15 protein-coding genes and 4 tRNA genes are annotated in these 18,053 nt (G+C 58.6%); 7 read left to right on the top strand and 12 right to left on the bottom strand.

Going from position 1 to position 18,053, the window contains the following annotated elements:
- Positions 1 to 193 precede the first annotated feature (193 nt).
- From KBP52_RS09715 to KBP52_RS09735, 5 genes are all read right to left on the bottom strand, one after another.
- Positions 194 to 1,495 carry an integrase arm-type DNA-binding domain-containing protein gene (locus KBP52_RS09715; protein WP_212622655.1) on the bottom strand — a complete coding sequence of 434 codons (1,302 nt, stop codon included), beginning with the start codon at positions 1,493 to 1,495 and terminating at the stop codon, positions 194 to 196.
- 233 nt (positions 1,496 to 1,728) lie between these two features.
- Positions 1,729 to 1,805, bottom strand: a tRNA-Asp gene (locus tag KBP52_RS09720).
- A 19-nt stretch (positions 1,806 to 1,824) separates the two neighbouring features.
- Positions 1,825 to 1,900: transfer RNA gene (locus KBP52_RS09725), tRNA-Val, on the bottom strand.
- Between the two features lie 191 nt (positions 1,901 to 2,091).
- Positions 2,092 to 2,168 (bottom strand) — tRNA-Asp (locus KBP52_RS09730).
- Between the two features lie 19 nt (positions 2,169 to 2,187).
- Positions 2,188 to 2,263 (bottom strand) — tRNA-Val (locus KBP52_RS09735).
- Between the two features lie 159 nt (positions 2,264 to 2,422).
- Between KBP52_RS09735 and rdgC the strand changes: the two genes are divergently transcribed.
- The 3 genes from rdgC to sugE all read left to right on the top strand — a co-directional run bounded on the left by rdgC (position 2,423) and on the right by sugE (position 4,893).
- Entirely contained in the window at positions 2,423 to 3,343 is a 921-nt protein-coding gene (gene rdgC / locus KBP52_RS09740; protein ID WP_007919763.1) for a recombination-associated protein RdgC, read from the top strand.
- Between the two features lie 149 nt (positions 3,344 to 3,492).
- Complete coding sequence (locus KBP52_RS09745) at positions 3,493 to 4,458, top strand: bile acid:sodium symporter family protein (RefSeq protein WP_077571745.1); 966 nt, start codon at positions 3,493 to 3,495, stop codon at positions 4,456 to 4,458.
- A gap of 120 nt (positions 4,459 to 4,578) precedes the next feature.
- Positions 4,579 to 4,893 carry a quaternary ammonium compound efflux SMR transporter SugE gene (sugE, locus tag KBP52_RS09750; RefSeq protein WP_077571744.1) on the top strand — a complete coding sequence of 105 codons (315 nt, stop codon included), beginning with the start codon at positions 4,579 to 4,581 and terminating at the stop codon, positions 4,891 to 4,893.
- Between the two features lie 114 nt (positions 4,894 to 5,007).
- On the opposite strand, the gene KBP52_RS09755 is transcribed toward sugE, so the two are convergent.
- The 4 genes from KBP52_RS09755 to KBP52_RS09770 form a co-directional block, all read right to left on the bottom strand.
- Positions 5,008 to 6,882, bottom strand: a complete 1,875-nt coding sequence (locus KBP52_RS09755; protein WP_212622656.1) for an MFS transporter — start codon at positions 6,880 to 6,882, stop codon at positions 5,008 to 5,010.
- Positions 6,883 to 6,981: 99 nt separating this feature from the next.
- Positions 6,982 to 8,133 (bottom strand): TDT family transporter, encoded by a 1,152-nt coding sequence (locus tag KBP52_RS09760; RefSeq protein WP_212622657.1) that lies wholly within the window; start codon positions 8,131 to 8,133, stop codon positions 6,982 to 6,984.
- Between the two features lie 105 nt (positions 8,134 to 8,238).
- Complete coding sequence (locus KBP52_RS09765; RefSeq protein WP_116032295.1) at positions 8,239 to 8,550, bottom strand: cupin domain-containing protein; 312 nt, start codon at positions 8,548 to 8,550, stop codon at positions 8,239 to 8,241.
- 51 nt (positions 8,551 to 8,601) lie between these two features.
- Positions 8,602 to 9,789, bottom strand: coding sequence for an MFS transporter (locus tag KBP52_RS09770; protein ID WP_116032299.1), 1,188 nt, complete (start codon positions 9,787 to 9,789; stop codon positions 8,602 to 8,604).
- Between the two features lie 91 nt (positions 9,790 to 9,880).
- On the opposite strand from KBP52_RS09770, the gene KBP52_RS09775 reads away from it, so the two are divergent.
- Positions 9,881 to 10,420: a TetR/AcrR family transcriptional regulator gene (locus KBP52_RS09775; protein ID WP_212622658.1), complete on the top strand. Its 540-nt coding sequence runs from the start codon at positions 9,881 to 9,883 to the stop codon at positions 10,418 to 10,420.
- Positions 10,421 to 10,642: 222 nt separating this feature from the next.
- Positions 10,643 to 14,113 (top strand): PAS domain-containing hybrid sensor histidine kinase/response regulator, encoded by a 3,471-nt coding sequence (locus KBP52_RS09780; protein ID WP_137219612.1) that lies wholly within the window; start codon positions 10,643 to 10,645, stop codon positions 14,111 to 14,113.
- 99 nt (positions 14,114 to 14,212) lie between these two features.
- Here the strand turns inward: KBP52_RS09780 and rmuC are convergent, their stop codons facing one another.
- The 3 genes from rmuC to KBP52_RS09795 all read right to left on the bottom strand — a co-directional run bounded on the left by rmuC (position 14,213) and on the right by KBP52_RS09795 (position 16,832).
- Positions 14,213 to 15,577 (bottom strand): DNA recombination protein RmuC, encoded by a 1,365-nt coding sequence (gene rmuC / locus KBP52_RS09785; RefSeq protein WP_187677502.1) that lies wholly within the window; start codon positions 15,575 to 15,577, stop codon positions 14,213 to 14,215.
- Between the two features lie 175 nt (positions 15,578 to 15,752).
- Positions 15,753 to 16,076 (bottom strand): sel1 repeat family protein, encoded by a 324-nt coding sequence (locus KBP52_RS09790; RefSeq protein WP_212622659.1) that lies wholly within the window; start codon positions 16,074 to 16,076, stop codon positions 15,753 to 15,755.
- Between the two features lie 366 nt (positions 16,077 to 16,442).
- Positions 16,443 to 16,832, bottom strand: a complete 390-nt coding sequence (locus KBP52_RS09795; RefSeq protein WP_176091707.1) for a hypothetical protein — start codon at positions 16,830 to 16,832, stop codon at positions 16,443 to 16,445.
- A 207-nt stretch (positions 16,833 to 17,039) separates the two neighbouring features.
- On the opposite strand from KBP52_RS09795, the gene KBP52_RS09800 reads away from it, so the two are divergent.
- Together KBP52_RS09800 and KBP52_RS09805 are read left to right on the top strand one after the other, a co-directional pair.
- Positions 17,040 to 17,264 carry a hypothetical protein gene (locus KBP52_RS09800; RefSeq protein ID WP_034156218.1) on the top strand — a complete coding sequence of 75 codons (225 nt, stop codon included), beginning with the start codon at positions 17,040 to 17,042 and terminating at the stop codon, positions 17,262 to 17,264.
- Between the two features lie 274 nt (positions 17,265 to 17,538).
- Positions 17,539 to 18,021 carry a hypothetical protein gene (locus KBP52_RS09805; protein ID WP_212622660.1) on the top strand — a complete coding sequence of 161 codons (483 nt, stop codon included), beginning with the start codon at positions 17,539 to 17,541 and terminating at the stop codon, positions 18,019 to 18,021.
- The last annotated feature ends 32 nt before the right edge of the window (positions 18,022 to 18,053 follow it).

Below are 18,053 nucleotides of genomic sequence, written 5' to 3' on the forward strand. Positions count from 1 at the left end.
AGGGCCGCCAAATTAAGACGCCCGGCGGCAACCGCGCATAGGATGAACGGCAAAGGTCTTTGCTGCAAGCCATCTTAATTGACTAGTCACATCACCTTGCGAAAGCCTCGGGCAAGGCTTCACTCGAACACCCTCCGGCCTCCCTCGTTGACGGTTTCGCCTCGGCAGCTTTTCCGTAAGCCGACACAGTTGATCAACGCTGTTGACCCAGAAAATCCATTGAACGTCGGCCGCTCTGCGCCATGTATGCTTCGGGCCTAGGTGGAGAAACGCCGACCTCTAGCGCATCTAATAAATCCGCCCAATACTGCATCATCCTACGTCTCGGCTCGACGTATTCTGCATGATTGTATGCAGCCCGAATTTGGTTGGTATCAGCGTGTGAAAGCTGCGCCTCAATCCACTCTTCTACAAAGCCAACCTCGTTGAGCGCCGTTGAGATGGTGGCCCTGATGCCATGACCGGTGAGCCTTCCTTTGTAACCCATCCGGCTGATCGCGGTGTTAAGGGTATTTTCACTGATCATTTCCTGCGGTTCGTATCGGTGAACCAGCAGATAGCGCGCACCGCGCGCCCTTAACTGCATCAGCCGCTGCACAATTGCAATTGCTTGAGTAGGCAGTGGAATCACATAAGGTGGGATCTCATTCCCCTGTGTTCGAACACGACTCCGGAGTTGCTTCACACCCTCCGGCGGCACCAGCCAGATTCCCTTGTCGAGGTCGAATTGGTCTGGCATCGCCGCCCGCAGCTCTCCTGTACGCACCCCTGTCAGCAGCAATAGACGAATACCAAGCCGTGTCGCTTCTGTACACCCATAGTGGGTGACGGTCCTGAGCAGTCCTGGAAGTTCATTTACCTGGAGGAAGGGATTATGGCGAACTGGCCGCGGCGTCTCGGCAACGATATCAAGATCTGCTGCTGGGTTCACATCAACGAGCCCTTCCGCCATGGCAAAACGAAAAATCTGGTTGAGCCAGGTGCGCACTTTTCGGGCAGAGACCAGCGCCCCTCTGCGCTCAATTCGCCTAATGAGCTCCAGCACATCACCACGAGAAATATCCGCGATCGGAAGATCGCCCAAACACGGCAGCATGTCCTTTTTCAGGTATTTGCTGGCTTGCCCTGCACTGCCCTTCTTACTTTTCGTCAGTTTTTTACTTCGGAACTCATGCCAGCGATCAGAAACCGCTTCAAAAGTGTTGTTTGCGGCGTGAGAGGCTTTCTGCCGCTCGGCACGACGATGCGATCGGGGATCGATGTTGTTGGCCACCAGAGCACGTGCAGCCTCTCTCCGACGACGAGCCTCCTTGAGACTCACGTCGGGATAGGTGCCGAAGGAAATACGCAACTGCTTGTCATGCCAATAGAAACGGAAATGCCAGCGCTTCGAACCAGTCGTGGGCACCTGCAGAGATAAGCCATCCCCATCAGTTAACATATAAGGCTTGCTGGCGGGCTTGGCTTGCTTAATCGCTGTATCTGTCAGAGCCATCAGACACCTCCTTTTACATCAAGGAGGGGAATACAACCCAGCGCTAGACGAACCAATGCGAAAATTGATGCGCAAGGAATCGTAAAAGGCAGCGCCAGCGGTGTACTTAAATGTGTACTTAAAAACCGTGGCTGGCAATGGATTCCAGCGGAATTCAGAAAACGAAAAAAGCGGCACAAGGCCGCTATTTCCGTGGCTTCCAGGCGTTCAGTGGGCCTTAGTGGAAGCGAATATGGCGCAGCGGACGGGACTCGAACCCGCGACCCCCGGCGTGACAGGCCGGTATTCTAACCGACTGAACTACCGCTGCGCGAAACGCTTGAAACGAATGGTGGGTGATGACGGGATCGAACCGCCGACATTCTGCTTGTAAGGCAGACGCTCTCCCAGCTGAGCTAATCACCCTTCGCTTCGTTACGGGACGCATTATGCCACAAGTTTTCGTAAAGTGTTGATTTAATAGAAGTTTTTTTCAAATAAATCCGAAAACCGGTAAAACGACACATCCCGCGGGTACAACCTTGGAGCAGAAAAAAACCCGCCTTGGCGGGTTTTTCCGTGGTGACCTGGCGTTCAGTGGTCCAGGTTACCGAATATGGCGCAGCGGACGGGACTCGAACCCGCGACCCCCGGCGTGACAGGCCGGTATTCTAACCGACTGAACTACCGCTGCGCTAAACACTTGAAACGAATGGTGGGTGATGACGGGATCGAACCGCCGACATTCTGCTTGTAAGGCAGACGCTCTCCCAGCTGAGCTAATCACCCTTCGCTTCGGTGTGGCGCGCATTCTACGGAGCGACCCAACCTCTGGCAAGCACTTTTTTAAATAATTTTCTCAGGCCTTCCAAAGGCTTAGAGAAGGGTTGGCCTATGAGACGGCGAAGACAATAATGCCCCCCTTTGTATAAAGGAGAGACTCACCCCATGTGGTTCAAAAACCTGCTTATCTATCGCCTGACCCAAGACCTGCCTGTCGATGCCGAGGCGCTGGAAACTGCACTGGCCACCAAACTGGCGCGTCCATGTGCAAGCCAGGAGTTGACCACCTACGGTTTCGTCGCGCCGTTCGGCAAAGGCGAAGATGCTCCATTGGTGCACGTCAGCGGTGACTTCCTGCTGATTTCCGCCCGTAAAGAAGAACGCATTCTGCCGGGCAGCGTCGTGCGTGACGCGGTCAAGGAAAAGGTCGAAGAGATCGAAGCCGAGCAGATGCGCAAGGTCTATAAGAAGGAACGCGATCAGATCAAGGATGAAATCATCCAGGCCTTCCTGCCGCGCGCCTTTATCCGTCGCTCGTCGACCTTCGCCGCCATCGCGCCGAAACAGGGCCTGATCCTGGTCAACTCGGCCAGCCCGAAACGCGCTGAAGACCTGCTGTCGACCCTGCGTGAAGTTATCGGCACCCTGCCCGTTCGTCCGCTGACCGTGAAAATGTCGCCAACCGCGACCATGACCGAATGGGTCACCACACAAAAAGCCGCCGACGACTTCTATGTACTCGACGAGTGCGAGCTGCGCGACACCCACGAAGATGGCGGTATCGTCCGTTGCAAGCGTCAGGACCTGACCAGCGAAGAAATCCAGCTGCACCTGAGCACTGGCAAAGTGGTCACTCAATTGTCGCTGGCCTGGCAGGACAAACTGTCGTTCATGCTCGACGACAAGATGACCGTCAAACGTCTGAAGTTCGAAGATCTGTTGCAGGATCAGGCGGAACAGGACGGTGGTGATGAAGCGCTGGGTCAACTGGATGCCAGCTTCACCCTGATGATGCTGACGTTTGGCGACTTCCTGCCGGCGTTGGTGGAAGCGTTGGGTGGGGAAGAGACTCCGCAGGGGATCTAACGCCTTGTGATGTCCAAACTGTAGGAGTGAGCCTGCTCGCGATGAGGGACTGACATTCAACTAATGTGTTGATTGAAAGACCGCTTTCGCGAGCAGGCTCGCTCCCACAATTGGTTTTGTGGTGTTCATTTAATAATAAGGATCGGGCCATGCGCGCACTGGCTGCGCTCAGCCGCTTTGTCGGCAATACCTTCGCTTACTGGGTTCTGATTTTCGCGGTGATTGCGTTCCTGCAACCGGCGTGGTTCCTCGGCCTGAAAAGCGCGATCGTACCGTTGCTCGGGCTGGTGATGTTCGGCATGGGCCTGACCCTCAAACTCGACGACTTCGCTGCCGTTGCCCGCCATCCGTGGCGCGTGGCGCTGGGCGTAGTCGCGCATTTCGTGATCATGCCCGGTGTGGCGTGGTTGCTCTGCCAAGTATTCCACCTGCCGCCGGAAATCGCCGTCGGGGTTATTCTCGTCGGTTGCTGCCCGAGCGGCACGTCGTCCAACGTCATGACCTGGCTGGCCCGTGGTGATCTGGCGTTGTCGGTGGCCATTGCTGCCGTCACCACCCTCCTCGCCCCGCTGCTGACCCCGGCGCTGATCTGGCTGCTGGCCTCGGCGTGGCTGCCTGTGTCGTTCATGGAGTTGTTCTGGTCGATCCTGCAAGTGGTGTTGCTGCCGATCATTCTCGGCGTAGTTGCCCAGCGTTTGCTCGGCGACAAAGTGCGCCACGCGGTGGATGTGTTGCCGCTGGTTTCGGTGGTCAGCATCGTGATTATCGTCACCGCCGTGGTGGCTGCCAGCCAAGCGAAAATCGCCGAATCCGGTCTGTTGATCATGGCCGTGGTCATGCTGCACAACAGCTTCGGTTATTTGCTGGGCTACTTCACCGGGCGCCTGTTCAAGTTGCCGCTGGCCCAGCGCAAGTCGTTGGCACTGGAAGTGGGCATGCAGAATTCGGGGTTGGGTGCGGCATTGGCCAGCGCGCATTTTTCGCCATTGGCGGCGGTGCCGAGTGCGCTGTTCAGCGTCTGGCACAATATTTCCGGCGCACTGCTGTCGACGTACTTCCGGCGCATGAGTGAAAAAGAAGATCGCGAGACACTGGCGCAGCGAGCGGCTGACTGACCTCGAAAACTTGATCCCCGGGTTAATGCTGGTCAAACTAGCGCGCAACGCGGGGACGACCCTGCGGCTCGAACGAGTCATTAATCTGGGGACGACCCCGTCAATCGATGGAGGTCTTTCATGTCCTGGATCATTCTGTTTTTCGCCGGCCTGTTCGAAGTCGGCTGGGCCGTCGGCCTGAAATACACCGACGGTTTCACCCGCCCGCTGCCCACCGTACTGACCGTTGCGGCCATGGCTATCAGTCTGGGTCTGCTGGGTCTGGCGATGAAGGAATTGCCGCTGGGCACGGCTTATGCGATCTGGACCGGTGTCGGTGCGGTGGGCACGGTGATAGCCGGGATCTTGCTGTTTGGCGAGTCGATGGCGTTGATTCGGCTGGCCAGTGTGGCGTTGATCATTACCGGATTGATTGGCCTTAAGGTCAGCGCTTAGGCCACTACCGCTTTCGCGAGCAGGCTCGCTCCCACATTCAATCGCGTTCCGTCAGAGGAATACGATCAACTGTGGGAGCGAGCCTGCTCGCGAAGAGGCCCTTAAAATCGCCGACTATCTGACAGCGCCGCGCAACTCCCCCACCAACACCTGCAACTTCGCCGGCTCCGCCGCATCAACGTCCACCGGCGCACCCGCCACCAACGTCACCCGCGACCACAACCGCCGAAACACACCTTTATTCGGATCGCGACTGAAGAAACTCCCCCACAACCCCTGCAACGCCAGCGGAATCACCGGGACTGGCGTCTCCTCAAGAATCCGCGTCAGCCCGCCCCGGAATTCGTTCATCTCGCCATCCGCCGTCAGCTTGCCTTCCGGGAAGATGCACACCAGTTCACCGTCCTTCAGATATTGAGCAATCCGCGTGAAAGCCTTTTCGTAGATCTGGATGTCTTCATTACGCCCGGCAATCGGAATTGTTCCCGCGGTACGGAAGATAAAGTTCAGCACCGGCAGGTTGTAGATCTTGTAGTACATGACAAAGCGAATCGGCCGACGCACCGCGCCGCCAATCAGCAGGGCATCAACAAACGACACGTGGTTGCACACCAGCAATGCCGCTCCTTCATCGGGAATCGCTTCAAGATTGCGATGCTCGACGCGGTACATGGAATGGCTGAGCAGCCAGATCATGAAACGCATGCTGAACTCGGGGACGATCTTGAAGATGTAGGCATTAACGCCAATGTTCAGCAGCGACACCACGAGGAACAACTGCGGGATCGACAGCTTGGCCACACTCAACAACACGATCGAGACGATGGCCGAGACCACCATAAACAGCGCGTTGAGAATGTTGTTGGCGGCAATCACTCGCGCGCGCTCGTTCTCGGCGGTGCGCGACTGGATCAAGGCATACAGCGGCACAATGTAGAAACCGCCGAAAACGCCGAGGCCCAAGATGTCAATCAGCACTGCCCAGGTGTGCACGAAGCCCAGTACTTCAATCCAGCTGTGGCCGGTGACACTGTCGGGGATTCCCCCGGAATGCCACCACAGCAGCAGACCAAACACGGTCAGACCGAATGAGCCGAACGGCACCAGACCGATCTCGACCTTGCGCCCGGACAGTTTCTCGCAAAGCATCGAACCCAGCGCGATACCGACCGAGAACACGGTGAGAATCAGGGTGACCACGGTCTCATCGCCATGCATCCATTCCTTGGCATAGGCCGGAATCTGCGTCAGGTAAATCGCCCCGACAAACCAGAACCACGAGTTGCCGACAATCGAGCGCGATACCGCCGGCGTCTGGCCCAAACCGAGTTTCAACGTCGCCCACGACTGGCTGAAGATATTCCAGTTCAGGCGCATTTCCGGGGAGGACGCCGCCGCGCGCGGAATGCTGCGGCTGGCCAGATAGCCCAGCACGGCAATCCCGACAATCGCGCAGGACACCAACGGCGCATAGTGACTCGAAGACATGATGACCCCGGCGCCAATCGTCCCGGCGAGAATCGCCAGAAACGTGCCCATCTCCACCAGGCCGTTACCGCCTACCAACTCATCCTCGCGCAGTGCCTGCGGCAGGATCGAGTACTTCACCGGCCCGAACAACGCCGAATGCGTGCCCATGGCGAACAGTGCCACCAGCATCAGCGACAAGTGATCAAAGAGGAAACCGACCGATCCTACGGCCATGATCGCGATTTCCGCGAGTTTGATCAGACGGATCAGCGCGTCTTTGGCGAACTTTTCACCAAACTGCCCGGCCAGTGCCGAGAACAGAAAAAACGGCAGGATAAACAGCAACGCACACAGGTTGACCCAGATCGAACGGTCACCCTCGATGGTCAGCCGGTAGAGAATGGCGAGGATCAGCGACTGCTTGAACACGTTGTCGTTGAATGCGCCGAGGGACTGCGTGATGAAGAACGGCAAGAAGCGCCGGGTGCGCAGCAGGTTGAACTGTGAGGGGTGACTCATCTTCCGTGTTTCCCTGATGTTTAAGGTAGAGAGGCCTGGGTACTGCTTATTGGAATCCCGAAGCGCGATCCAGGCCACACCTTACCTAAAACTTTCAGGTTATTTCTTCAAACCTGCGATGCACGGCGAGACGAACAGCTCGCCACGCCAGGCGCCTTGCACCGTGCGTTTACCGACAATCAGCCACATCACCGCCAGCAACATCACCAACAGCGTGCCGACGACGCTGAAAAACGTCAGGTTCAGGGTGCTCGCCAGTTTCAGGGTTGCCAGCGAATACACGCCCAACGGAAAGGTAAAGCCCCACCAGCCGAGGTTGAACGGAATGCCGTCGCGCAGGTAGCGCACGGTGATCAGCAACGCCATCAACATCCACCACAGACCAAAGCCCCACAGGGTGATCCCTGCAATAAGCCCAAGACCCGAGGCGATTTCACCGATGCCTGGCAGACCATTCGCCGCGAAGATCGCAGGCGCATCTCCACCGAGCAGCAACATGCCCAGCGCACCGGTGCCGATTGGGCCGAGAGCCAGCCAGCTCGAGGCTGCCATGTTTTCGTGGGGCAGTTTATGCAGGGCCATGCGCAGCAGCAGGATCGTCAGAATGCTGAACGCTACCGGTAGGGAAAAGGCCCAGAGCACGTAGCTCGTCGTCAGCACCACCAGTTGTGAGTGAGCATCGGTGAGATGCGGTGCAAGCAAACCACCGCTGGCCGCCGCCACTTCTGCTGCCACGACCGGCAGCAGCCAAACCGCAGTCATCTGGTCGATGCTGTGTTCCTGGCGGGTAAACATCATGTACGGAATCAACACACCACAGGCCAGCGACATGGCCACATCGACCCACCACAACACTTCGGCGAGATGAATCACGCCGTCGCCCCAACGTGGCAGGCCGAACAGCAGAAAACCGTTGATAATCGTCGCCAGGCCCATGGGAATGGTGCCGAAGAACATCGACACCGTGGAGTGGCCGAAAATCCGCCGCGCTTCATCGAAGAACAAGATCCAGCGCGCGGCATAGGCAGCGGTAAACAGGCTGAACAACAGGATGTTGAACAACCACAAACCTTCAGCGATGGCGTGCAGGCCTGGAATGGCCAAGGGCAGTTGCGCCAGCGCCAACGCCAGCACACCCGTGCCCATGGTGGCGGCAAACCAGTTCGGGGTGAACTGGCGGATCACTTCGCGAGGATGCTGTAGCTGGCTGAACGGCTTGATGCCGGGTTTGGCGCTGTTGGGGCAAATCATCATGAACTCCTGTCCTCTGGTGAGGTTGAGTCCATGGTAGAACCGAATCGAATATCTATATAACGGGTAATATCTCTAACTGTTATCTGTTTTACCAATAAGAAGTCAGACGCTGCCTTCGCTCTCGATTACCAGAATCCGCGCTGCACCCTGCGGATGGGCGACGTGCTCGGTGCCGACGCTCGCATAGAAGATGTCGCCGACATCCAGCTGCACCTGTTTTTCTTCGCCCTGCTCGCGGTAATGCATCAGCACTTGGCCATCGAGCACCACAAACACTTCCTCGCCGTCATTGACGTGCCATTTGTACGGCTGATCCGTCCAGTGCAGGCGCGTGGTGATGCCGTTCATATTGGCGATGTCCAGCGCGCCCCAGGCGCGCTCGGCGGTGAAAGTCTTGCTGCGGATAATCTTCATGAGTCGATCCGTGAGAAGAAGGCTGGCCAAGGCTAACCGAAACCGCAGCGATTATGGAGCGCGGCACACTTTGGCCGGCGCAGGACGCAGGCTAAGCAACAACGCGCCGACGGCCAGCACAATCAACACCGCACCGTAACCATCGGTGGTCGCCAGCAAACCGTAGCTGCGCGACAAGTGCCCGGCGAGCAACGCCGGCAAGCAGAACGCCAGATAACTGAGCACGTAATAGGCCGCCATCAATCCCGCGCGCTCATGGGCCAAGGCCAGCGGCACCAGGCTGCGTACGGCACCGAGAAATCCCGAACCAAAGCCGCAACCGGCCACCAGCGTGCCAAGGAAAAACAACGCCAGGCTGGCGCTGTGCACCCCCAGCAGAATCAACACCAGTCCGATCGGCAACAGGCTCGCGCCCAACTGCAATGCCCTTGTCGCGGGACGATTGCGCAGCGTGAAAATCATCAATGCACCGGTCACGGTCAGGGCAGCCACGGTTGCGCCGCCGATCAGATTGGAAGTCGAACCGGTGGCGGTGCGCACCAGCGATGGCGCGAGGGAGGCGTAGAAACCACCGAGCGCCCAGGTTGCCGTATTCAGCGGCAACACGCGCCACAACGTTGAACGTGCCTGCACCGGCACATGCAAAGTCGGCCGCAACGATGCCCACGCTCCGGCTTGCGGCGTAACGCTTTCCGGCAGACGCCAAACGTATAACGCCTGCAATACAAACAGCGCCAGCAGCAGCCAGTAAGTCAGTTGCAACGGCGCGGGGGCGAACTCGGCCAGCAATCCGCAGCCCATGCCACCCAGCGCCATGCCCAGCAACGGCGCGACACTGTTGATCAACGGCCCTTGCTGACGATCGGTGTCCAGCAACGTGGCACTCAAAACGGCGGTGGCCATGCCAGTAGCGAAGCCTTGCAGTACGCGTGCTGCGATCAACCCACTGACGCTGTCGGCATAAATGAACAGCAACATCGCCAACGCGTTGAGCAGCACCGAAGTGAAGATCACCGGTTTGCGCCCGAGGTGATCCGACAGCGAACCGACGGTCAGTAGCGCCGCCAGCAGACTCAGGGCGTAGACCCCGAAAATCAGGGTCAGCACCGTTGCCGAGAAATGCAGTTGATCCTGATACAAGTGATACAACGGCGTCGGCGCAGTGGAAGCGGCGAGAAAACTGAGTAAGGTGATTGCCAGAAACCACAGATTCGAACGATGTGAAACAGCGCTATTCATGTGCACACTCCGCAAAAGCTAATTTTTTGCTTTTGCGGAGTGTGCTACTGCTCAACGCTTAAAGCAAATTCTTTGTGTTAAGGTCTGCCGCATGGCTATTAAAGAAGGTTTACGCCCCGGCGGCCGCAGTGCCCGGGTGCAAGATGCAATTCATTCGGCAGTTCGCGCACTTCTGCAAGAACAGGAGCGCTCGACCGTGACCGTCCCGCAAATCGCCGCTCGCGCAGGAGTTACACCCTCGACGATTTATCGGCGTTGGGGTGATCTTTCGGCGTTATTGGCCGACGTCGCCCTCGCCCGCATGCGCCCCGACAGCGAGCCGGCGCAAACCGGCAGTTTGCGCAGCGATATTCGCGCGTGGGCCGAGCAGTATCTCGATGAGATGAGCTCCGAGCCTGGGCGCAACATGATGCGCGACGTTCAGGCGAGCGCTACGCCGGGCTATTGCGTGACGATCATTGGTGCGCAATTGCAGACGATCATCGAGCGACATCCCGATGAGGCGGCGCCGAGTGTTGATCGGTTGATCAATCTGGTGGTCGCGCCGGTGGTGTTTCGGATTCTGTTTTCGGCGGCGCTGGAAGTGGAAGAATTGCATTATCTGATCGATATCGCGCTGCGGCTGGACTGACGCCATCGCGAGCAGGCTCACTCCTACAGGGGAATGCATTTCAAATGTAGGCCTTCGCCTGCTCGCGATGGGGCCTCAAGAGTCACCACCAAAACCACCCGGTTCCGCCCCTGCGACACCCCGCCACGCCACGACCTTGGTCGACACTGACTAACCGCCCCGCGCATGCGAGACTGTCCGCCCGGGCAGAAGTGCCGGGGAGTCTTTTGTCGGGAGTGTTGCATGTCGCTGTCCACCGGGCTGATCGCCGCCGTCGCCCTGGCCTATATGGCCATCATGTTCGCCATCGCCTTCTACGGCGACCGCCGCAGCGCGCCGTTGCCGCCGCGCATGCGTGCCTGGGTGTACAGCCTGTCGCTGGCGGTTTACTGCACCAGCTGGACGTTCTTCGGCGCAGTCGGTCAGGCGGCCGAACAACTGTGGTCATTCCTGCCGATTTACCTCGGGCCGATCCTGCTGTTGGTGGGCGCGCCGTGGGTTCTGCAAAAAATGGTGATGATCAGCAAACAGGAGAACATCACCTCCATCGCTGACTTTATCGCCGCGCGTTACGGCAAATCACAATCGCTGGCGGTGGTCGTGGCGCTGATTTGTCTGGTCGGCGTCCTCCCCTACATTGCCCTGCAACTCAAAGGCATCGTCCTCGGCGTAAACCTGTTGATCGGTGCCGGTGCCGACGCCATGGGCACCCGCGCCCAGGACACCGCGCTGATCGTGTCGCTGGTGCTGGCGCTGTTCACCATCGTTTTCGGTACGCGCAACCTCGACGCCACCGAGCACCACCGGGGCATGGTGCTGGCGATTGCCTTTGAGTCGCTGGTCAAACTGTTCGCGTTTCTCGCCGTCGGCGCCTTCGTCACCTATGGCCTGTATGACGGTTTCGATGACCTGTTCAACCAGGCCATGCTCGCCCCGCGCCTCGAGGAATACTGGAAAGAAACCATTAACTGGCCGTCGATGGTGGTACAAACCGGCGTGGCGATGATGGCGATCATCTGCCTGCCCCGGCAGTTCCACGTCACGGTGGTGGAGAACATCGATCCGCAGGATCTGCGTCTGGCCAAATGGGTGTTTCCCGCTTATCTCGCTTTGGCAGCGCTGTTTGTAGTCCCGATCGCCCTGGCCGGTCAGATGCTGCTGCCCAGCGACGTGCTGCCCGACTCTTTCGTGATCAGCCTGCCACTGGCGCAGGCGCATCCGGCGCTGGCGATGCTGGCGTTTATTGGCGGCGCGTCAGCGGCCACGGGCATGGTGATTGTCGCCAGCGTGGCGTTGTCGACCATGGTTTCCAACGACATGCTGTTGCCGTGGTTGCTGCGCCGCAATAACGCCGAGCGCCCGTTCGAAGTGTTCCGCCAGTGGATGCTGTCGGTGCGGCGCGTGAGCATCGTGGTGATTCTGTTGCTGGCGTACGTCAGCTATCGCCTGCTCGGCTCGACCGCGAGTCTGGCGACCATCGGCCAGATCGCCTTCGCTGCGGTGACCCAACTGGCGCCAGCGATGCTCGGCGCGCTGTACTGGAAACAGGCCAACCGCCGCGGTGTTTTCGCCGGTTTGGCGGCGGGTACATTCCTCTGGTTCTACACGTTGATCCTGCCGATTGCCGCGCACAGCCTTGGCTGGTCGCTAAGCAGTTTTCCGGGGCTGGCGTGGTTGCACAGTAATCCGCTGAACCTGCCGATTACCCCGCTGACCCAAGGTGTGGTGCTGTCGCTGGCGGGTAACTTCACGCTGTTTGCCTGGGTCTCGGTGCTGTCGCGTACTCGCGTCTCGGAGCACTGGCAGGCCGGGCGTTTCATCGGTCAGGAGATCAGTGCGCGGCCGAGTGCCCGTTCGATGTTGGCGGTGCAGATTGACGACTTGCTGCAATTGGCCGCGCGCTTTGTCGGTGAGGAACGTGCGCGCCAGAGCTTTATTCGCTTCGCCTATCGCCAAGGTAAAGGCTTCAACCCGAACCAGAATGCCGACGGCGAATGGATCGCCCACACCGAGCGCTTGCTGGCCGGTGTGCTTGGCGCTTCTTCGACACGTGCTGTAGTAAAAGCCGCCATCGAAGGTCGGGAAATGCAACTGGAGGATGTAGTCCGCATCGCCGACGAAGCCTCGGAAGTGCTGCAGTTCAACCGCGCCCTGCTGCAAGGGGCGATCGAGAACATTACCCAAGGCATCAGCGTGGTCGACCAGTCGTTGAAACTGGTGGCGTGGAACCGGCGTTATCTGGAACTGTTCAACTACCCCGACGGTTTGATCAGTGTCGGCCGACCGATTGCCGACATTATTCGCTACAACGCCGAGCGCGGTTTGTGCGGCCCCGGCGAAGCAGAGGTCCACGTTGCCCGCCGTCTGCACTGGATGCGTCAGGGCCGCGCGCATACGTCTGAGCGGCTGTTCCCCAACGGCCGAGTGATCGAGTTGATCGGCAATCCGATGCCGGGCGGCGGCTTCGTCATGAGTTTCACCGACATCACCGCGTTCCGCGAAGCCGAACAAGCGCTGACCGAGGCCAACGAAGGGCTCGAGCAACGCGTCAGCGAACGCACTCAGGAACTGTCGCAACTCAACGTCGCGCTGACCGAAGCCAAGGGCACCGCCGAGGCGGCCAACCAGTCGAAAACCCGCTTCCTCGCGGCGGTCAGCCATGACTTGATGCAACCACTGAACGCCGCCCGACTGTTTTCCGCCGCCCTCTCCCATCAGGACGACGGCTTGAGCAGCGAGGCGCAGAAACTGGTGCAACACCTCGACAGTTCGCTGCGCTCAGCCGAGGACTTGATCAGCGATCTGCTGGATATTTCCCGCTTGGAAAACGGCAAGATCAATCCGGATCGCAAGCCGTTCGCCGTCAATGAGTTGTTCGACATTCTCGGTGCCGAGTTCAAGGCGCTGGCCCAGGAACAAGGTTTGACCTTCCGTGTGCGCGGCAGTCATTTGCGCATCGACAGCGACATCAAATTACTGCGACGGATTCTGCAGAACTTCCTTACTAACGCCTTCCGTTACGCCAAAGGCCCGGTGCTGCTGGGTGTGCGTCGACGTGGCGGCGAACTGTGCCTGGAAGTGTGGGATCGCGGGCCGGGTATTCCAGAAGATAAACAACAGGTGATTTTCGAGGAATTCAAACGCCTCGACAGCCATCAGACCCGCGCCGAAAAAGGCCTCGGGCTGGGTTTGGCAATTGCCGATGGTTTGTGCCGTGTACTCGGGCATACCTTGCGTGTGCGTTCGTGGCCGGGGCGCGGCAGTGTGTTCAGCGTCAGCGTGCCGCTGGCTCGCTCACAAGCCGTGCCGGCGAGCGCCGCCGTTGAATTGAATGGCAAATTGCTGAGCGGCGCGCAGGTGCTGTGCATCGACAATGAAGACAGCATTCTGATCGGCATGAACAGCCTGCTGAGCCGCTGGGGTTGCCAGGTGTGGACGGCGCGCAACCGTGAGGAATGCGCGGCGCTGCTGAGTGACGGCGTGCGACCGCAACTGGCGTTGGTCGACTATCACCTCGACCACGGCGATACCGGCACCGAGTTGATGGCGTGGTTGCGCACCACGTTAGGCGAGCCGGTGCCGGGGGTGGTGATCAGTGCTGACGGGCGACCGGAGATGGTCGCGCAGGTGCATGCGGCGGGGCTGGATTATCTGCCGAAACCGGTGAAGCCGGCGGCGTTGCGGGCGTTGTTGAGTCGGTATTTGCCGCTGTAAAGATGTGTGTACTGCAGCGGCCTCTTCGCGAGCAGGCTCGCTCCCACCTTTGGAATGCATTTCACTGTGGGAGCGAGCCTGCTCGCGAAGCTTTTAGCGTCACTCAGGGAGTTCGACGAGACCATCGACATCGGTCATCGCCCGCTCCAGCAAGTCCGCTGGCAAACTCTTGCTCGCCCGAGCACCGAGCAACTTGAGCTGTTCACTGCGACTGACCAGATTACCGCGCCCCTCTGTCAGCTTGTTGCGCGCAGAACTGTAGGCTTTATCCAGCTGTTGCAGTCGATTGCCAACCTCGTCGAGATCCTGAATAAACAGCACGAACTTGTCGTACAGCCACCCGGCGCGCTCGGCGATTTCCCGAGCATTCTGACTCTGGCGCTCCTGCTTCCACAGACTGTCGATCACCCGCAAAGTCGCCAGCAATGTCGTCGGGCTGACGATGACGATGTTGCGGTCGAAGGCTTCCTGGAACAGGCTCGGTTCGGCTTGCAACGCCGCCGAAAACGCCGCTTCGATTGGCACGAACAGCAAAACGAAATCAAGGCTGTGCAAGCCTTCCAGACGTTTGTAGTCCTTGCCGGCCAGGCCTTTGACATGATTGCGCAACGACAGCACGTGCTGCTTGATTGCGATCTGCCCGAGAGTGTCGTCGTCGGCAGCCACGTATTGCTGATACGCGGTGAGGCTCACCTTGGAATCCACCACCACTTGCTTGTCGCCCGGCAGGTAAATGATCACATCAGGCTGGAAGCGCTCGCCATCCGGGCCTTTGAGATTGACCTGAGTCTGGTACTCGCGGCCCTTCTCCAGACCGGCGTGTTCGAGCACCCGTTCGAGAATCAGCTCACCCCAGTTGCCTTGGGTTTTCTGGCCTTTGAGGGCACGGGTCAGGTTGGTGGCTTCGTCGCTCAGACGCAGGTTGAGCGCCTGCAAGCGCTCCAGCTCCTTGGCCAGCGAGAAACGCTCGCGGGCCTCGGCCTGATAACTTTCTTCGACACGTTTTTCGAAGGACTGAATACGTTCCTTGAGCGGGTCGAGCAATTGACCGAGGCGTTGCTGGCTGGTTTCGGCAAAGCGCTGTTCACGCTCATCGAAGATCTTCCCGGCCAGCTCGGCAAACTGCGCGCGCAGTTCATCGCGCGAGCCTTGCAAGTCGTCGAGGCGTTGCTGGTGGCTTTCCTGTTGCTCGCGCAGTTCGGCGTTCAGTGAAGCAGCCTGTGCGTCGAGGCGGCGCAGTTCAGCTTCCTTGTTGGCGCGTTCGAGGTTCCAGGCGTGGGAAGCATCGCGGGCGTCGTCGCGCTCGATCTGCAGCAGTTCGACTTCCCGGCGCAGAGCGGCCAGATCCGCCTGCTTGGCGGCATTGGCCTGGCCGAGATCGGCAACTTCATCGCGGCTGGCGTCGAGCTGCGCGTTAAGCCCATCCTGCGCCAGTTGGGCCATGGCCAGCCGCTCTTCGAGCAGGGCGACCTCAGCCTGGCCGTTGCTCGCCCGGCGTTGCAACTGCCAGGCCAGCGCCAGCAGTGGCAATCCCGCCCCTGCAAGCCCCAGCAATACGCTTGTCAAGTCCATCGCCATAGCCACTCCCGCCGATCTTATAAAGCCTGAAGGTTAACCAAGGTGTCAGGTCTTGGACAGCTCAGTCTTCGAGCAGACCAAGTTCCTGTTGCGCGCGACGGTCGCCGGCGCGGGCGGCCTGGCGCAGCAGATCCTGACCGATGCGACGGTCCCGTGCGTTACCGCACTCGCGGCACATCAATTGGCCGAGGCGGCTTTGCGCGACGACCACGCCATCACGCGCCGGTTGTTTGAGCAGGCGACCAGCGAGGTGTTTGGCGTTGTGACTGTCGCTCAGGCGCGGGCTGTCGAGCAGCCATTCGGCAACGCGAACGGAAAAGCGCTTGGGCGGGATAACAGGAGGAGTTTGTGAGGTAACAGAGTCTGATACTGAGCGAAACTTCATAAAGCACTGTGGGACGAATCGGAAGGCGCGCCACTCTACTCTCTTTTTCTTACAGGTAAAGTCGAAAAACAACCCGGCACGCCCGTCCTAGAGCAAGCGCTCGGGACAATCCACAGAAGCTGTGGATAACTCAGTGGACAACCGTCCTCCAACCCTCGCAAAGCCTTATGGAATGGGGCTCGCAGTCAAACTGACGATTTTTTCACCAACAAAAAAAAGCGATGTTTTTCATTGACTTAAACTTTCGATGCAGGCAGCCACTGGAGTCAGGAATGATGTGACAGCGCCGTTACAGCCTGCGCAACTAATGTGCACAAGTACCTGTTACCCGGTTATATCGATGCGCTTTTTCGGGTCTGTTTATGGTCAGGCTTGGGGATAAGCCGGTCTAACGCGCGGCTTGATGAAGATATTTTCACCGACCGACGGTGGAAAAATGCGCCAATTGCGGGCAATTGAGCAAACACGCAAAGCAGGCTCAATCTCTGGCTGCAATCTTTTTCTCCACGGGGTTTGCTTTACCCATTTCGATCCGTTAGTATCCGCGGCGTTAGTACCAAGCTGAAAGTCAATTCCGGTCGAACACATCCCCACGGTCAGCCTTCTACCAAGAAGCCCTACCGAAAAAAGCGGGAACGACCCCTCGATGGTTTCCAGGTAAATCTTGCGACGACACTGCCTTCGAATGATGCGAAGGGTGTTGCGAAGACCACTTACTCTGACCGAACCAACCTGCAAATTGATCAGGATCTTCACCCCGGGCCCAGAACCTTTGCCCTTGATGTGTTGCCTGCCCTCCTAAGTACCTACCTGCCAGCCCAAGCGCGCCAACTTAATTGCGCTTCAAACTGGCTGCTTTGTTCCAGTCGGGTTCTTCGTTCGACCAATGGTGGTCGACGTTACTGGAACGTTTTAACGTTGCACGGTTCTTATCCGTGTCATTTGTAGGAACACCTAATAACTATGTCTACTCAAATCCATACTCAGGATGCCATTCGCACCCTAACCAACGCTTTTGCACCAATGAACTGCCTGATCATGGCCGCTCGCAAAGGCTGCTTCAGCTTCACACTGGTCAACGAACACGGTATCGCCCGCCACAGCGAGCGTCTGTACCCCGATCAATACTCCAGCGCTGAACCGCTGCAGGCCGTGATCGATCGTACCCGTCAGGCATTGATTGCCTGAGAGCCGAAAAGGCTGCAAAAGCAAAAGCCTCGCACAAAATGCGGGGCTTTTTATTGCCCGATGTTTCACTTTTAGCCGTTGGCGCTTAAGTACCAACGGATATAACGGTTATAACTCGAAGCCGGAAATATTTTAAAAACAGGCCTTTACGTCGCGAATATGACACTACACTTCAACTCAAGCGGCGTGATCCGCTTGCGGCGAGCCTGAACCGATCCACAGCTGCCAAGCCCCCCTTCAGGACTCGCCATTAATAACAAGAACCGAGGGTTTTATGGGTATCGCTGCCAGCGAACTGTGCCGCTACGTGATCCGTCCTACGTTGATCTATCTGGGACGCCACAGCGCGACTGCCGAATCTCTGCTGCTGGGCATCGCCGCCAGTCAGTCAGCCCTGGGTTCCGCCCTGCATGACCGTCGCGGCCACGGGCTTTACCGCATTGCCGAGCATCGCCATCAAGCCCTCTGGGATGATTACCTGGCACTCGATCCCGAACGTGCCAGCCTGGTTCGCGGCCTCGCCAGCCAGCATGCGTTCCTGACCGGTCCGCACCTGGAACTGACGGTCAATCTGCGTTACGCCACGGCCATTGCCTGGCTGCTGGTGGAAGAACAAAACCCCACCCTCCCCGATTGCAACGATTTGCTGGGAATGGCGCGTATCTGGCGCCAGACCTTTCAACCCCAAGGTCGCCTGCGCGACTTCACTTACGCTTGGCACACCTGTGTTTCAACGGTGAGTCAGGTCGCTTGCTGACCGACCGGTTTCAGAAGATCGTCCAACAGGAC

This window comes from Pseudomonas sp. SCA2728.1_7, assembly GCF_018138145.1.
Classification (GTDB): Bacteria; Pseudomonadota; Gammaproteobacteria; order Pseudomonadales; family Pseudomonadaceae; genus Aquipseudomonas; species Aquipseudomonas koreensis_A.

Excerpts from the sequence above, each read along its gene's own strand:
- KBP52_RS09715 (WP_212622655.1), bottom strand. The coding sequence starts at position 1,495 with ATGGCTCTGACAGATACAGCGATTAAGCAAGCCAAGCCCGCCAGCAAG.
- rdgC (WP_007919763.1), top strand. The coding sequence starts at position 2,423 with ATGTGGTTCAAAAACCTGCTTATCTATCGCCTGACCCAAGACCTGCCT.
- KBP52_RS09745 (WP_077571745.1), top strand. The coding sequence starts at position 3,493 with ATGCGCGCACTGGCTGCGCTCAGCCGCTTTGTCGGCAATACCTTCGCT.
- sugE (WP_077571744.1), top strand. The coding sequence starts at position 4,579 with ATGTCCTGGATCATTCTGTTTTTCGCCGGCCTGTTCGAAGTCGGCTGG.
- KBP52_RS09755 (WP_212622656.1), bottom strand. The coding sequence starts at position 6,882 with ATGAGTCACCCCTCACAGTTCAACCTGCTGCGCACCCGGCGCTTCTTG.
- KBP52_RS09760 (WP_212622657.1), bottom strand. The coding sequence starts at position 8,133 with ATGATTTGCCCCAACAGCGCCAAACCCGGCATCAAGCCGTTCAGCCAG.
- KBP52_RS09765 (WP_116032295.1), bottom strand. The coding sequence starts at position 8,550 with ATGAAGATTATCCGCAGCAAGACTTTCACCGCCGAGCGCGCCTGGGGC.
- KBP52_RS09770 (WP_116032299.1), bottom strand. The coding sequence starts at position 9,789 with ATGAATAGCGCTGTTTCACATCGTTCGAATCTGTGGTTTCTGGCAATC.
- KBP52_RS09775 (WP_212622658.1), top strand. The coding sequence starts at position 9,881 with ATGGCTATTAAAGAAGGTTTACGCCCCGGCGGCCGCAGTGCCCGGGTG.
- KBP52_RS09780 (WP_137219612.1), top strand. The coding sequence starts at position 10,643 with ATGTCGCTGTCCACCGGGCTGATCGCCGCCGTCGCCCTGGCCTATATG.
- KBP52_RS09790 (WP_212622659.1), bottom strand. The coding sequence starts at position 16,076 with ATGAAGTTTCGCTCAGTATCAGACTCTGTTACCTCACAAACTCCTCCT.
- KBP52_RS09800 (WP_034156218.1), top strand. The coding sequence starts at position 17,040 with ATGTCTACTCAAATCCATACTCAGGATGCCATTCGCACCCTAACCAAC.
- KBP52_RS09805 (WP_212622660.1), top strand. The coding sequence starts at position 17,539 with ATGGGTATCGCTGCCAGCGAACTGTGCCGCTACGTGATCCGTCCTACG.